This is a genomic window from Streptomyces monticola (assembly GCF_042665355.1).
GTDB classification, from domain to species: Bacteria; Actinomycetota; Actinomycetes; order Streptomycetales; family Streptomycetaceae; genus Streptomyces; species Streptomyces monticola.
Genome location: NZ_JBHTCF010000010.1, coordinates 165,198 through 178,732, shown reverse-complemented (window position 1 = coordinate 178,732; position 13,535 = coordinate 165,198). Strand labels below are relative to the sequence as shown.

Annotated in this window: 11 protein-coding genes; 10 read left to right on the top strand and 1 reads right to left on the bottom strand. The window is 70.7% G+C overall.

Annotated elements, in window-relative coordinates:
* The first annotated feature begins 80 nt into the window (after positions 1–80).
* From ACFQVC_RS23390 to ACFQVC_RS23350, 9 genes are all read left to right on the top strand, one after another.
* The gene (locus ACFQVC_RS23390; RefSeq protein WP_381833598.1) at positions 81–491 is read left to right on the top strand and encodes an SseB family protein; all 411 of its coding nucleotides are present in this window, start codon (positions 81–83) and stop codon (positions 489–491) included.
* 135 nt (positions 492–626) lie between these two features.
* The gene (locus tag ACFQVC_RS23385) at positions 627–1,958 is read left to right on the top strand and encodes a lipase family protein (protein ID WP_381833595.1); all 1,332 of its coding nucleotides are present in this window, start codon (positions 627–629) and stop codon (positions 1,956–1,958) included.
* Positions 1,959–2,285: 327 nt separating this feature from the next.
* Positions 2,286–3,845, top strand: a complete 1,560-nt coding sequence (locus ACFQVC_RS23380) for an amidohydrolase family protein (protein WP_381833592.1) — start codon at positions 2,286–2,288, stop codon at positions 3,843–3,845.
* A gap of 94 nt (positions 3,846–3,939) precedes the next feature.
* Positions 3,940–4,530 (top strand): dihydrofolate reductase family protein, encoded by a 591-nt coding sequence (locus ACFQVC_RS23375; protein ID WP_381833589.1) that lies wholly within the window; start codon positions 3,940–3,942, stop codon positions 4,528–4,530.
* A gap of 306 nt (positions 4,531–4,836) precedes the next feature.
* Positions 4,837–5,898 (top strand): LacI family DNA-binding transcriptional regulator, encoded by a 1,062-nt coding sequence (locus ACFQVC_RS23370; RefSeq protein ID WP_381833586.1) that lies wholly within the window; start codon positions 4,837–4,839, stop codon positions 5,896–5,898.
* A gap of 141 nt (positions 5,899–6,039) precedes the next feature.
* Positions 6,040–7,407: an extracellular solute-binding protein gene (locus ACFQVC_RS23365; protein ID WP_381833583.1), complete on the top strand. Its 1,368-nt coding sequence runs from the start codon at positions 6,040–6,042 to the stop codon at positions 7,405–7,407.
* 5 nt (positions 7,408–7,412) lie between these two features.
* On the top strand, positions 7,413–8,402 hold the full coding sequence (locus ACFQVC_RS23360) for a carbohydrate ABC transporter permease (RefSeq protein ID WP_381833580.1): 990 nt from the start codon (positions 7,413–7,415) through the stop codon (positions 8,400–8,402).
* An 8-nt stretch (positions 8,403–8,410) separates the two neighbouring features.
* Positions 8,411–9,235 carry a carbohydrate ABC transporter permease gene (locus ACFQVC_RS23355; protein WP_381833577.1) on the top strand — a complete coding sequence of 275 codons (825 nt, stop codon included), beginning with the start codon at positions 8,411–8,413 and terminating at the stop codon, positions 9,233–9,235.
* 49 nt (positions 9,236–9,284) lie between these two features.
* Positions 9,285–11,516: a beta-glucosidase gene (locus ACFQVC_RS23350; protein WP_381833574.1), complete on the top strand. Its 2,232-nt coding sequence runs from the start codon at positions 9,285–9,287 to the stop codon at positions 11,514–11,516.
* A 17-nt stretch (positions 11,517–11,533) separates the two neighbouring features.
* Here ACFQVC_RS23350 and ACFQVC_RS23345 read toward each other — a convergent pair whose 3' ends face one another.
* On the bottom strand, positions 11,534–12,385 hold the full coding sequence (locus ACFQVC_RS23345) for an SAM-dependent methyltransferase (protein ID WP_381833571.1): 852 nt from the start codon (positions 12,383–12,385) through the stop codon (positions 11,534–11,536).
* 129 nt (positions 12,386–12,514) lie between these two features.
* Between ACFQVC_RS23345 and ACFQVC_RS23340 the strand changes: the two genes are divergently transcribed.
* Positions 12,515–13,465 carry an aminoglycoside phosphotransferase family protein gene (locus tag ACFQVC_RS23340; RefSeq protein ID WP_381833568.1) on the top strand — a complete coding sequence of 317 codons (951 nt, stop codon included), beginning with the start codon at positions 12,515–12,517 and terminating at the stop codon, positions 13,463–13,465.
* Positions 13,466–13,535: the final 70 nt, after the last annotated feature.

Here is a 13,535-nt window from a genome sequence, read left to right as displayed (position 1 = left end):
TCGAACCGGATCGAACCGGATCGAACCGGATCGAACCGGAACGAACGGGACCGGACCAGCTCGGACCAGGGAGCACCGCCATGACCGATCTACCCGAGGAGCTGTTCGCCGCCGTTGCCCAGGAGGCCCTGCGTGAGCTGAACCGGGACTGCTGCGAGCCTGCGGCCCTGGACACGCTGATCGCCTGTGACGTCCTGGTCCCGTTGCCCATGGAGCTCGCCGAACGCGAGGCGCAGGACCTCGCCCACCTGACCCTGCCCGTCGTCGAACTCCCGCCATGGCCGCGGACGGTCCCTGTCTTCACCTCCGAGGAGCGGCTTTCCGTGGCTCTGCCGCACGTTCCCTGCTACCGCCAACTGCGGCTCGGGCTCCTCGCGGCCAGCTGGCCGGCCGACGCCGGACTCAGCCTGAGTATCGACATCGGGCACCCCGACTCGCTGACCTTCAGTCCCGACACCGTACGCAGTCTGCTCGCGAGGCCGCAGAGGTAGCAGGGAGTCGGTGCGGCCGGTGCGGCCGGTGTGGCTACGAGGCCACGGGCCACTGCACGACTATGGCCGTATTACTGACGGGTCAGTACGGTGCTGCCAACCCCCTTGTGCTCGCAGGAGAGTTGGGAGAGCTGCATGACACCCGCCTTACGCAGACGACCGGTTGCCGCCGGTGCCGTGCTCGCCGTGGCCGTACTGGGTCTGCCCGGGTCCGCCGCCGCGCAGGGCCCGCACGCGCCGGACGGAAACCCGGAAGCGGCATCCGCGAGTGCCGCCACTGCCGCGGAGCAGCACGACAACCAGCACCACAAGCAGTTCGAAAAGAAGAAGCCGGGCAAGGAAAAGCTGAGCAAGAAGCCGGGCAAGCCAGGCGAGTCAGGTAAGCCGGGCAAGAAGAAGCCCGGTGAGATCCTTGGCTCGCAGCCGTCCTCGTTCCAGTACACGCCGGGCCTGCCCACCCCCACCAAGGCCTGGAAGATCACCTACCGTTCGACCTCCGCGAACGGGCGGCCCAATGCGGTCTCCGGCACCGTGATCGTCCCCGACGACGGCAGGACCACGCCGCGCCCCCTGATCACGTATGCCGTCGGCACGGTCGGTCTGGGTGACAAGTGCGCACCGTCCGCCGGATTCCCGGGCGGCACCACGGCTGAGGCGCCGCTCGTCAACGCCGCGCTGGTACGCGGTTACGCCGTCGTCGTCACGGACTACGAAGGCCTCGGCACGCCGGGCGACCACACCTACATGGTCGCCAGGGCACAGGGCAGCGCCGTGCTCGACGCGGCGCGCGCGGCCCAGCGCCACCCCGAGGCCGCGAAGTACGGCGTCAGCGCACAGGCGCCCGTCGGCATCATGGGCTACTCACAGGGCGGTGGGGCCAGCGCGAAGGCGGCCGAGATGGCCGCGCGGTACGCGCCTGAACTCAAGGTCAAGGGCACGGCGAGCGGCGGCGTGCCCGCCGATCTCGTCAAGGTCGCCGAATCGCTCGAGGGCGGCGACAGCGCCGGATATCTGCTGATGTCCGCTGTCGGGCAGAACGCCGCCAATCCGTCACTCAAGCTCGACTCGTACCTCAACGCCGAGGGCCGCACCCTCGCCGGTGTGGTCCGCAACGAGTGCGTCGGGACGGTCCTGGAGGCCGGCCGCGGCAAGACGATCGAGGATGTGACGACGTCCAATCCGCTGGACCGGCCGGAGTGGCAGCAGGCGATCGCCGACCAGCTGATCGGAACCCGGCGGCCGTCGGCGCCCGTGTTCCTGTACCACGGCGACGCGGACGAGACGATCCCCTACACGGTCGGGCAGAAGCTGCGGGCCGACTGGTGCGGAAAGGGCCTGTCCGTGGAGTGGAAGTCCTTCGCCGGACAGTCCCATGTGGGGACGGCGATTCAGGGCAACGGCCCGGCGCTGGAATGGCTCGGCCAGCGCTTCGCCGGACAGCCGGCCACCGGCAACTGCGGAACCTGAGGCAACTGCGGAACCTGAGGCAACTGCGGAACCTGAGGCAACTGCGGAACCTGAGGCAACTGCGGCAACTGCGGCAACTGCGGCAACTGCGGCAACTGCGGCAACTGCGGCACCTGAAGCACCTGAAGCACCCGAGGCACCTGAGCTGAGCGTCCGCTCCCGGACCGGCCGCTGAGCCTTGTCGAGCATGGGCGCGCGCCCACGCTCGACAAGGCTCAGCGGCACCCGTCGTCCATCCCTTGTCCGGCCCATGTGATCACCTTAGAGTGGGCCCGCCCGGCACGACCGTCCCTCGCGCCAAGGCAGTTGGGCTCCCATGAGCGGAGCATGGTGCGTGCCGAGAGGTGTGGCGTGAGGGACGAGAACACGGCAGGCGACGGGGCGGAGCACTCGGGTACGGGTGCGGCCTCCTCAAGCGGGGAGCAGGAAGGGCACGGACGCCGTCGCTTCCTCGCGCGGGCCGCCGCCGTCGGTGTGACGGGCGGGCTCCTTGGCGCCGCCGGGGCCGCCAACGCGGACGCGAAGCCCAACCCGCGGGGCGGAAAAGGCACGTTGGGCCCTGAAGATCTCGACGCGGACCGTTTGCTGCTCATACCCGACCTCGTGCTCCTGCCCTCGGGGCCCGAGCGCGGGCAGGCCGTCCTGGTGGAGCGCGGCACGTTCAAGGACATCGGACGGGTCTCGGTCCTCAAGGCCGCGCACCCGGACGTGCGGCCGGTGGAGCTCCCGGGGCAGCTGTTGATGCCGGGCTTCGTGGACGCTCACCATCACCTCACCCAGAGCTTCGGCAAGGCGCTGGCGTTCGGCCGGCCCTCGGAGATCTTCAAGTCGGTCTGGGAACCGCTGGAGCACGCGCTCGACGCCGACAGCGCCCGGCTCGCCGCTCAACTGGCCGGACTTGAGGCACTGCGCGGGGGATTCACGACCGTCGCCGACGCCGGTACACGTGCTCCGGTCGATGTGGCGGTGGTGGCCGAAGGGGCCCAGGAAGCCGGCATCCGCTGTGTGCTGGCCAAGGTCGTCTCCGACGGCAAGGGCGGTGAGCGGCATCTGTCACGCTGGGACGGAGGCACCGGCAAGGAGCTCATTCACCCGTCCCTGGCGATCCCGGTCCCCGAGAACGCCTCCGACGACGTGCTCGTGAAGACCTCCGCGTTGTGCGCCGAGGCGGACGCGGTCTTCCAGATCCATGTCAACGAGCATCTCGCGTCCGTCGAGCGCTCCTTGAAGGACGTGGGCCGCCGCCCTGTACAGCATCTGCATCACATCGGCGCACTGGGACCGCAGTTGCTCGGCGCCCACGCCACGCTCCTCACTCCTGAGGAGATGCGCATGGTCGCCGACTCCGGGGCCGCCCTCAGTTACAACCCGGTGGCCAGCGCGTGGAAGGGCAACGCGGTGGCGCACGCCACCATGTGGGCCGCCCTTGGCATCCGCTTCGGTACGGGCACGGACGGCACCCGCGGCGACGGGTTCCGCGTCGTGGACGCGGCGGAGTCGGCGCAGCGCCTGACGCACGGCATGGCGATCGGGGACTCGGTGTGCGGCGGCGGCAAACGCTGGCTGGAGCACGCGACGGCGAAGAGCGCGGACGCACTCGGCCTCGGCAAGGTCACCGGCCGGGTGCAGAAGGGCTATGCCGCCGACTTCCTCCTCGTCGACATCGGCGACACCCCCGAACTCACCCCTTCCTGGGACCTGTTGTGGGAACTGGTGCGGCTCACCGACCGTGACCAGATCACCGCCGTGTTCGTGGCCGGCCGCCTGTGCATCTGGCAGGGCTGGCCGCCCCACTGGGACGGCCGGGAGCTGGTCAGGAGGGCGGCGCGCGTGGGGCGCGAAGTGGTCCGCAGGGCCGGTCTTGAGCCGACCGCGCACCGCCCCTGACCCCTGCCGGGTAGGGTGCCGCCTCGGTTGATCTTTGAGGTGCCCGTCGGCCGGCCGACGGGCCGACCATTCCGCAGCATCGCAGGAGGCCTCCGTGCGCAAGCTCGTGTACTACATAGCCGCCACCCTCGACGGATTCATCGCCGGGCCCGACGGCGCCGATCCCACCGGGCCCGACGGCTTCTGGCCGATACCCGACGACTATGTCCGGCACTTGGCGTCGGAGTATCCGGAGACCCTGCCAGGGCCGGCCAGAGAAGCACTGTCCATCACGGCGGCGGGCACCCGTTTCGACACCGTCGTCGAGGGACGCAAGACGTACGAGATCGGTCTCGACGCCGGTTTCACCGACGCGTATCCGCACCTGCGGCACCTCGTGTTCTCCACGACGATGGCGCAGAGCCCCGATCCGGCCGTGGAGCTGGTCACCGGCGACCCGGTCGCCAAGGTGCGGGAGCTGAAGCAGGAGGACGGCAAGGACATCTGGCTGATCGGCGGTGGCACGCTGGCGGGTGCTCTGTACGCCGAGATCGACCAACTGATCGTCAAGCTGGGCCCGTTGACGATCGGCACCGGCATCCCGCTCTTCGGCCGCACGGCTGCTTTCGATCCGCGCGTCTGGAACCTCACCGACCACACCGTCCTGGGCAGCGGCGCCGTCTTCCTCACCTACAGCCGTGACTGATGGAAGCTCAGGCCGGCGAGCCAGTGCACTGAAAGTTGTCGGACGCATTCCGTTAGCCGCGCCGCACTCTGGAAGTGCTCCCTGACCTCCTCAACGGTGCCCGTAGGGCGGTGAGTTGGTGAACCGGACCGCCCTACGGGTACCCGCGACCGCCTTCGACTGGACGGTGGCGGGGCATGGCGGGGTGCGCGGTATGTTCGAAGGGTCGGACAGAAGGACGGGGTGTCCGGCGGGCGGCCGATGGCATGTCCTACGGTTTCCGGAAGGCGCCGGAGCCTTTCCGGGCGCACAGCTACGGAGGTGGGGATGGTGGCCGGGGACAGCGCTCAGCGCAAGTCAGCCACGCGGAGCCCGGACGGGGCGGCCAAGGTGACGATCACCGAGATCGCGCGCGAGGCGGGGGTGTCCGTACCGACCGTCTCGCGCGTCGTCAACGGGCGCTCCGATGTCTCGCCCGCCACCCGGGCCCGCATCGAGGACCTGCTGCACAGGCACAAATACCGCCGCCGCCCGGCGGCTCCCGGGGCCCGCGCCGCCCTGCTCGACCTGGTCTTCAACGACCTCGACAGCCCATGGGCCGTGGAGATCATCCGGGGCGTGGAGGAGGTCGCGCACGAGCAGGGCGTGGGCACCGTGGTCTCCGCGATCCACGACCGGGCGGGCGCGGCCCGGCAGTGGATGACCAATCTGCGGGCCCGCGCCTCGGACGGCGTGATCCTGGTGACCTCGGCCCTCGAGCCCGGGCTCCACGACGAACTGCGCCACCTGGGCGTGCCGTTGGTGGTGATCGACCCGGCGGGCTCGCCCGCCACGGAGGCGCCCACCGTCGGCGCCACCAACTGGGCGGGCGGCATGGCCGCCACCGAGCATCTGCTCGGTCTCGGCCACCGCCGGATCGGGTTCATCGAAGGCCCGCCCCGGCTGCTGTGCTCCCGGGCCCGGCTCGACGGCTACCGGGCCGCGCTCGACGGGGCCGGAGCGCCGGTCGACGCCGAGCTGATCGTGCCCGGCGACTTCTACCACGAGTCCGGGTTCACCGGCGCGAACCGGCTCCTCGGCCTGGACGACCCGCCCACCGCGATCTTCGCGGCAAGCGACCAGATGGCGCTCGGCGTGATCGAGGCGCTGCGGCGGCGCGCCCTGCGGGTTCCGGAGGATGTGAGCGTCGTCGGCTTCGACGACCTGCCGGAGGTGCGCTGGTTGTCCCCGCCGCTCACGACGGTCCGTCAACCCCTGTCCGAGATGGGCAAGTTGGCGGCCCGCGAGGTCCTCGACCTGGCCCGCTCAGTGGAGCCCGCCTCACCTCGCGTGGAACTGGCGACGGAGCTGGTGATCCGCGCAAGCACCGCACCGCCGCGCCGCGGATAGCCGGCGGAGCGGCGCCCTCCGGGGGAGTCCGTGGGGGTGTCAACGGCCTGTTGCGTCAGGGCTGTTGACACCCCCTTCGCATGTCCGTAACTTCCGTGTCCGTCTCCCGATAATTATCGGACCACGTCCGGAAGGTGCGCCATGTCAGCCTTCGATCGAGCCGAAGCATCCGCGTCCGGTGCGGCGTCCCGCGCCCCCTCCGCCGCCCCCTCTGCTTCCCTCTCCGCGTTGTCCCGCCGACGGCTTCTGGGAGTCGCTTCGGCGGCCGGACTGGGCGTGGCCGGCCTGTCCGCCTGCTCGGACTCCGGGTCCGCCACCACCGACAGCAAGGGCCGGACCGTCGTGGAATGGTGGAACATCCAGACCGCGGATCCGTCGAAGAGCGTCTGGCGGCAGCGGGCCAAGGCTTTCGAGGCCGAGCGCCCCGATGTCCGCATCAAGCTCGTCACCATGGAGAACGACGCCTACAAGTCGAAGATGACGGCGTTAACCAGTTCCGGAAAACTTCCGGACATCTACCACACCTGGGGCGGCGGCGTGCTCCAGCAGCAGATCGACGCCGGACTCGTCGAGGACCTCACCTCCGCCGTCAAGCCCTGGGCCGACACCCTCATCACCGCGTCGACCGAGGCGTACCGGTTCGACGGCAAGACGTACGCCGTGCCCTTCGACATCGGCGCCGTCGGCTTCTGGTACAACAAAGCGCTGTTCGCCAAGGCCGGGATCAAGGCCCCGCCCACCGTCTGGTCCGACTACCTCGACGCGGTCGGAAAGCTGAGCGGCGCCGGGATCACCCCCATCGCCCTCGCGGGCAAGGAGAAATGGCCCGGCATGTACTACTGGGCCTACCTGGCCCTGCGGATCGCCGGAGTCGAGGGCATGCAGAAAGCCGCCGACGCCAAGGACTTCACCGGCGCCGACTTCGTCAAGGCGGGGGAGCACCTCAAGGAACTCGTCGCGCTCCAGCCGTTCCAGAAGGGCTTCCTCGGCGCCGCGTACTCCACGCCCACCGGAGAGGCGGCCGCCATGGGCAACGGCAAGGCGGCCATGGAGCTGATGGGCCAGTGGGCCCCCGTCGTACAGGCCGACGCCGGCAAGGGCCTCGGCAAGGACCTCGGATTCTTCCCGTTCCCCGCGGTCGCCGGCGGCCGCGGCGCGGTCACCGACGTGTTCGGCGGAGGCGGCGGCTACGCGGTGCGCAAGGGCGCCCCCGAGGCGGCCGCGGACTTCCTGAAGTTCTTCATGACGGCCGAGTCCGACCGCATCCTCGTCTCCAAGGGCTCGATGATGCCCGTAGTCAAGGAGGCCACGAGCGCCCTGACCGACCGCAACCTCAAGGCCGTCTCCGACACCCTCGGCAAGGCGACCGGGTTCCAGCTCTACCTCGACCAGGCGTACCCGCCCGCCGTCGGCCAGGAGATCAACGACTCGGTGGCCGCCCTGATCGCCGGGTCCAAGTCGCCCGAGCAGGTGGCCCGTTCGGTGACCCAGGTCGCGAAGAGCCAGTGAGCGCGATGACCTCCACGTACGTGAAGGACCGCGCACCCGTCACCGCTCCACCGAAGCGGCCGGACACCGGGGCGGGCCGGCCGCGGACCCGGCGGATCGCCCACTGGCTGACCGCCTTCTGCTTCACCCTGCCCGCCCTGCTCCTGTTCGGCGCGCTCGTGCTCGCCCCGATCCTGTACGCCGTCTACGTCAGCCTCTTCAACTGGGGTGGCTTCGGGGCCCCTTCGGACTACGCCGGCCTCGACAACTACACCCGGCTCCTGCGCGACCCGGTCTTCCTCGGCGACCTGTGGCGCGGCCTGCTGCTCGTGCTGTTCTCGGTGTGCGTGCAGCTGCCGTTCGCACTCGGCATGGCCGTGCTGCTCAACCAGAAACTGCGCGGCCGTGCCGTCTACCGGATGCTGTTCTTCGCCCCCTACGTCCTGTCCGAAGTCATCACCGGCGTGCTGTTCTCCATGATCTTCGCGCCGCAGGAGGGGCTCGCCGACCAGGTGCTCGGCGCGGTCGGCCTCGACGGCCTCGGCGGACTGTGGTTCGCCGACCAGGACCATGTGCTGCCGACCCTGTTCCTCGTCATGACGTGGAAGTACTTCGGCTTCCACATGATGCTGTACCTGGCCGGGCTGCAGGGCATCCCCGCCGAACTGCACGAGGCGGCCCGTATCGACGGCGCGGGCCCCTGGCAGCGCTTCCGCCACATCACCCTGCCGCTGCTCGGGCCGACGATCCGGATCAGCGTGTTCCTCTCCGTGATCGGCGCCATCCAGCTCTTCGACCTGGTGTGGGTGGTCACGCAGGGCGGCCCCGACCACCACTCCGAAACCATGGCCGTGACCATGTTCCAGTTCGGCTTCAAGCGCTACCAGATCGGCTACGCCAGCGCGATCAGCATCGCCATGTTCCTCATCAGCCTCGTCTTCGCCCTCATCTACCAGCGCTCCGTGCTGCGCCGCGACACCGAAGGAGCCCTCACCACGATGCGAGCCTCCCGATGAGCGCGGGCATGCGCAGCAGGCTGCGCTCCGTGCCGCTGTACGTGATCGTGTGGCTGGTCGGCATCGTCATGGTCACACCGCTGCTGTACGCGCTGGTGTCCGGGTTCAAGTCCACCGACCAGCTCTCCCGCAACACGTTCGGACTGCCCTCGCCGTGGGTGACGTCCAACTACACCGATGTGCTCGCCTCCGGTGCGTTCTGGCGCATGCTGGGCTCCTCCACGCTGATCGCCGTCGGCACGACCGTGCTCACGGTGGGGACCGCGGCCCTCGCTGCCTTCGCCCTCGCCCGCTTCGCCTTCCGCGGGCGGGAGTTGTTCTTCACCCTGTTCGCCGTCGGCCTGATGTTCCCGTTCGCCGTGGCGATCCTGCCGCTGTTCATCCTGCTGCGCACGTTCGGGCTGCTCGACAACCCCTGGGGTGTGATCCTGCCGCAGGCCGCGTTCGGACTGCCCGTGACGATCGTGATCCTGCGCGGCTTCTTCCGGGAGATACCCGGCGAACTGGAGGAGGCCGCCACCCTCGACGGCTGCTCGGCGTTCGGGTTCTTCCGGCGGATCCTGCTGCCCATGGCGCGGCCCGCGCTCGGCACCGTGTCGATCCTCGCCGTCGTCGGCAGCTGGAACAACTTCCTGCTGCCGCTCCTGGTGTTCAGCGAGCAGTCCTGGTGGACGATCCCCATCGGCGTCCAGCAGTTCCAGGGGCAGTACGCCACCGACATCGCCCGTATCTTCGCCTATCTCGTCCTGGCCATGGTGCCCGCGCTCGCCTTCTACGCCGTCGCGGAACGGCAGTTGATCGGCGGCATCACGATGGGCGCCACCAAGGGCTGACCCCCGTGCAGGCCAACATCCCGTACCCGTAACGCGTTTGAGGAGTTCCATGGTCGAGCCCTGGCAGGACACCACCATGCCCGCCCACGTCCGGGCGGCGGACCTGCTCGCCCGGATGACCACGAAGGAGAAGACCGCCCAGCTGGCCGGCGTCTGGATCGGCGCCGCCGCCGAGGGAACAGCGGACGCCGACGTCGCCCCGGGCCAGCACGCCTACGCCGCCGGCAGCGCAGCCCTGGACGCACTCCGCCCCTACGGCCTCGGCCACCTCACCCGGCCCTTCGGCACCGTGCCCGTCGAGCCCGCCGAGGGCGTCGAGCGCCTGGCCGAGCTGCAGCGCACCATCCGCGCCGGAAACCGCTTCGGCCTGCCCGCGATCGCCCACGAGGAATGCCTGACCGGCTTCGCCGCCTGGCAGGCCACCGTCTTCCCGACCCCGCTCGCCTGGGGCGCCACCTTCGACCCCGCGCTGATCACCGAAATGGCCGAGGCCATCGGCACGTCGATGCGCGCGGTCGGCATCCACCAGGGACTCGCGCCGGTCCTGGACGTCGTACGGGATCCACGCTGGGGCCGTACCGAGGAGGCGATCGGCGAGGACCCCTACCTCGTCGGCACCATCGGCACCGCCTATGTGCGGGGCCTGGAAGCGGCCGGGATCGTCGCCACGCTCAAGCACTTCGCCGGGTACTCGGCCTCGCGCGCCGCCCGCAACCACGCGCCCGCCGCGCTCGGCCCGCGCGAACTCGCGGACGTGCTCCTGCCGCCGTTCGAGATGGCGGTGCGTGACGGCGGCGCCCGCTCCGTGATGCCCGCCTACAACGACATCGACGGCCTGCCCGCCCACGCCCACACCGAGCTGCTCACCCAAGTTCTGCGCGAGCACTGGCAGTTCACCGGAACCGTGGTCTCGGACTATTACGGCGTCTCGCTCCTCGAAGAAGCGCACCGGGTCGCCGACGGGGAAGGCGGCGCCGCGCGGCTCGCCCTCGCGGCCGGTGTCGACGTGGAGCTTCCGGCGGCCCGCTGCTTCAGCACCGCAGATCCGCTCCCCGAGGACCTGCTCGACCGGGCCGCGCTGCGCGTCCTCACGCAGAAGTGCGAACTGGGCCTGCTGGACCCGGACGTGGAGACCGTCACGAGCGGCGTGCCCGTCGACCTGAACCCTCCGCAAATGCGGGAGCTGGCACAGCAGGCCGCCGAGGAGTCGGTCGTCCTGTGCGCCAACGACGCCGGGGTGCTGCCTCTGGGTGACGAGCCGCGTATCGCCCTCCTCGGCGCGCTCGCCCATGAGCAGGCCGCCATGCTCGGCTGCTACACCTTCCCCCGGCACGTGGGCGTGCACCACCCCGGACTCCCCACGGGAGTGGAGGTGTTGACCCTTGCCGAGGCGCTGCGCGCCGAGCTCCCCGGCGCCACGTTCGTCGACGATCCGGCGGCGGCCGAGGTCTGCCTGGCCGTCGTCGGGGACCGGTCGGGTCTGTTCGGGCGCGGCTCGTCGGGGGAGGGCTGCGACACCGAGGACCTGCAACTGCCGTACGGCCAGGCAGAGGTCCTTGACGAGGCGCTGGCCTCCGGCGCGCCGGTCGTCATCGTCGTACTCAGCGGAAGGCCCTACGCCCTGGGCCGCTGGGCCGACCGGGCCGCCGCCGTCGTCCAGGCGTTCTTCCCCGGGCAGGCGGGCGGCCCGGCCGTCGCGGGCGTCCTCTCCGGCCGCGTCGACCCCTCGGGGCGGCTGCCCGTCGGGGTGCCGCGCAGCCCCGGCGGCCAGCCCGCCCCGTATCTCGCGCCGCCGCTGGGCCGGCACGGCTTCCCCAGCACCGTGGACCCGACTCCGCTGTACCCGTTCGGGCACGGCCTGTCCTACACCGCGTTCACCTGGGACGCCCCCGAGTGCGAGACCCCCGAACTCCCCACGGACGGCGAGACGTCGATCAGGCTGACCGTCCGCAACACCGGCGACCGGGCGGGCACAGAGGTCGTCCAGCTCTACCTCCACGACCCGCTCGGCACCGTTGCCCGGCCCGAGGTCCGGCTCGTCGGCTACGCCCGGGTGCCGCTGGAGGCCGGCGCCTCGGCCGAGGTGCACGCCACGTTCCCCGCCGACCTCGCCGCGTACACCGGCGCCGACGGCCGCCGCGTCGTCGAACCCGGAGCCCTCGAACTGCGTGTCGCCGCCTCCAGCGCCCTCGTCCACCACACAGTGCCGCTCACTCTGACCGGGCCGGAGCGCGAGGTCGGTCACGGGCGCAGGATGCGGTGCGAGACACGGGTCAAGTAGTGCTGACAGCAAGGGACCTACGGTTTGCGCAGCAGCCCGCCGTATTCGTAGACCCGTTTGTTGTGCCGGGTGGCGCCGATGTACGGCAGGAGGGCCTCAGGGGCCGGATCGAGGGCCGGCTGGGAGGCGTCGGGGTGCCAGTCGGGCAGATCCACAAGGCCTGGCGCCACGGGCTCGAGGCCCTGGACGAACACGTCGACCTCGGCCGGTGTGCGGGTCTGCCAGGGGATGCCGCCCGCGGAGATGTGTGCCGACATGGCGGCGCCGGTCTCCGCGTCGTCGGAGACGACTTGGGACAGGCCCAGGAAGCTGCCGGGCGCGGCGCGGTCGACGATGGTGCGCAGGACGCGCCGGGGGGAGTCGGCGTCGGTGAGATGGTGCACCACCGAGAGGAACAACACGGCGACCGGCTCGTCGAAGTCGATGAGCCGCGCCACATCGGGGTGACCCAACACCGCGTCCTGGTCCCGCATATCGGCGGCGATCACCGTGGTGGACCGGTCGTCGGCGAGCAGCGCGCGGCCGTGGGCGAGGACGATCGGGTCCATGTCGACGTACACGACGCGGGCGTCCGGTACGAACCGCTGGGCGACCTGGTGGACATTGTCGTCGGTGGGAAGGCCGCAGCCCATGTCGATGAACTGGCGGATCCCGGCCTCCTGCGCCAGATGGCGCACCGCGCGGTAGAGGAAGAGGCGGTTCTGCCGGGCGATGTCCACGCACTCGGGGAAGCTCGGCAGCGTGGCGAGGAGGAACTCCCGGTCGATCTCGTAGTTGTCCTTGCCGCCGAGCATCCAGCCGTACGCACGGGCGGAGGTCGGGCGGTCGGCGGGTATGCCGAGGGAGTCGGACCACTCCTCAGGTGTCATGCGAGTTCCCCGATGGTCATGTGAGTTCCCCGATCGTGTGAACGTCCGTGTGGCAGAACGCAGTTGGGCACGACCCTACCCATCCCCGCACCGGCGATCGGTGCCGGCCCGGCGTGGCACGATCACGGCATGAGCGAAAGCATGACGCCCGGCCGGCTGGCCGCCCGTACCGCACGCGCGCGTGGCGCGGCCGTCGCCGCGGGGCGTGAACTCGGGCTCGACGTGCGCGACGCGGTGGTGCTCCACGACATGTTCTCCGTGGTCGTGCACCTGGCTCCGGCGCCCGTGGTGGTCCGGGTGCCCACCGTCCTGCCGCCGTACGCCGGACTCGACACCCTGGGGCCGCGCCAGCGCGCCGAGCTCGATGTGGTGGGGTGGCTCGCCGAGCAGGGGCACCCGGTGATTCCGCCCAGTCCGCTGGTGCCGCGTGAACCTGTGCAGCGCGACGGCTTCTCGATGACGTTCTGGCAGTTCGTCGCGCGGGACGAGAACGCCGAGCCCGACTACGTGCACCACTCCGCTCTCGTCGCCGACCTGCATGCCGCGCTGCGCGCGTACCCCGGCGAGCTGCCGTTCCTCTCGGCGGCCGAACCGCAGTTCGTCACCGAGGCACTTGCCGCTCTCGCCACGCGCCCCGACGTCATCACGGCAGCCGATCTGGACCGCGCACGCCGGGAGTGGGCGGTCCTCGAACCCGTGATCGGCTCGCGCGCGGGATTCCGGACGGAGTTCCCCGGCATCGAACTCCAGCCGGTCCACGGGGATGCGCCGGTGGTCAACATCGTCACCGTCGCGGCCGGTGAGCTGTACTCCGACTTCGAGCTGGTCACCCTCGGACCCGTGGAGTGGGACCTGGCCGGGCTCGGCCCCGACTGCGAAGCCGCGTACAACGCTGCCGCGCGGCGCCTCGGCCTGCGGCAGCTGGACGAGCGCGTCCTGCGCGTCGTCAACGCCGTCGGCATGCTGCGGGCGGTGTCGTGCCTCGCGCTCGCACCGCAGCTGCCCATGCTCAAGGAGGCAGTGCAACCCGCCATCGAGCAATGGCGGACCATGCCGTTCGCCGGGGGCCTGGGAGGCTGAGACGGTCAGCTGAGCGGGTCGCCTTCTCGCGCCGCTGCTCAGAACTTGGCCCACCAGGTGCCTGCGGCGA

What these genes read in the sequence shown, in the direction of transcription:
- ACFQVC_RS23365 (WP_381833583.1), top strand. Translation starts at nt 6,040, where the DNA reads ATGTCAGCCTTCGATCGAGCCGAAGCATCCGCGTCCGGTGCGGCGTCC.
- ACFQVC_RS23345 (WP_381833571.1), bottom strand. Translation starts at nt 12,385, where the DNA reads ATGACACCTGAGGAGTGGTCCGACTCCCTCGGCATACCCGCCGACCGC.
- ACFQVC_RS23350 (WP_381833574.1), top strand. Translation starts at nt 9,285, where the DNA reads ATGGTCGAGCCCTGGCAGGACACCACCATGCCCGCCCACGTCCGGGCG.
- ACFQVC_RS23355 (WP_381833577.1), top strand. Translation starts at nt 8,411, where the DNA reads ATGCGCAGCAGGCTGCGCTCCGTGCCGCTGTACGTGATCGTGTGGCTG.
- ACFQVC_RS23340 (WP_381833568.1), top strand. Translation starts at nt 12,515, where the DNA reads ATGAGCGAAAGCATGACGCCCGGCCGGCTGGCCGCCCGTACCGCACGC.
- ACFQVC_RS23380 (WP_381833592.1), top strand. Translation starts at nt 2,286, where the DNA reads ATGGTGCGTGCCGAGAGGTGTGGCGTGAGGGACGAGAACACGGCAGGC.
- ACFQVC_RS23360 (WP_381833580.1), top strand. Translation starts at nt 7,413, where the DNA reads ATGACCTCCACGTACGTGAAGGACCGCGCACCCGTCACCGCTCCACCG.
- ACFQVC_RS23390 (WP_381833598.1), top strand. Translation starts at nt 81, where the DNA reads ATGACCGATCTACCCGAGGAGCTGTTCGCCGCCGTTGCCCAGGAGGCC.
- ACFQVC_RS23370 (WP_381833586.1), top strand. Translation starts at nt 4,837, where the DNA reads ATGGTGGCCGGGGACAGCGCTCAGCGCAAGTCAGCCACGCGGAGCCCG.
- ACFQVC_RS23385 (WP_381833595.1), top strand. Translation starts at nt 627, where the DNA reads ATGACACCCGCCTTACGCAGACGACCGGTTGCCGCCGGTGCCGTGCTC.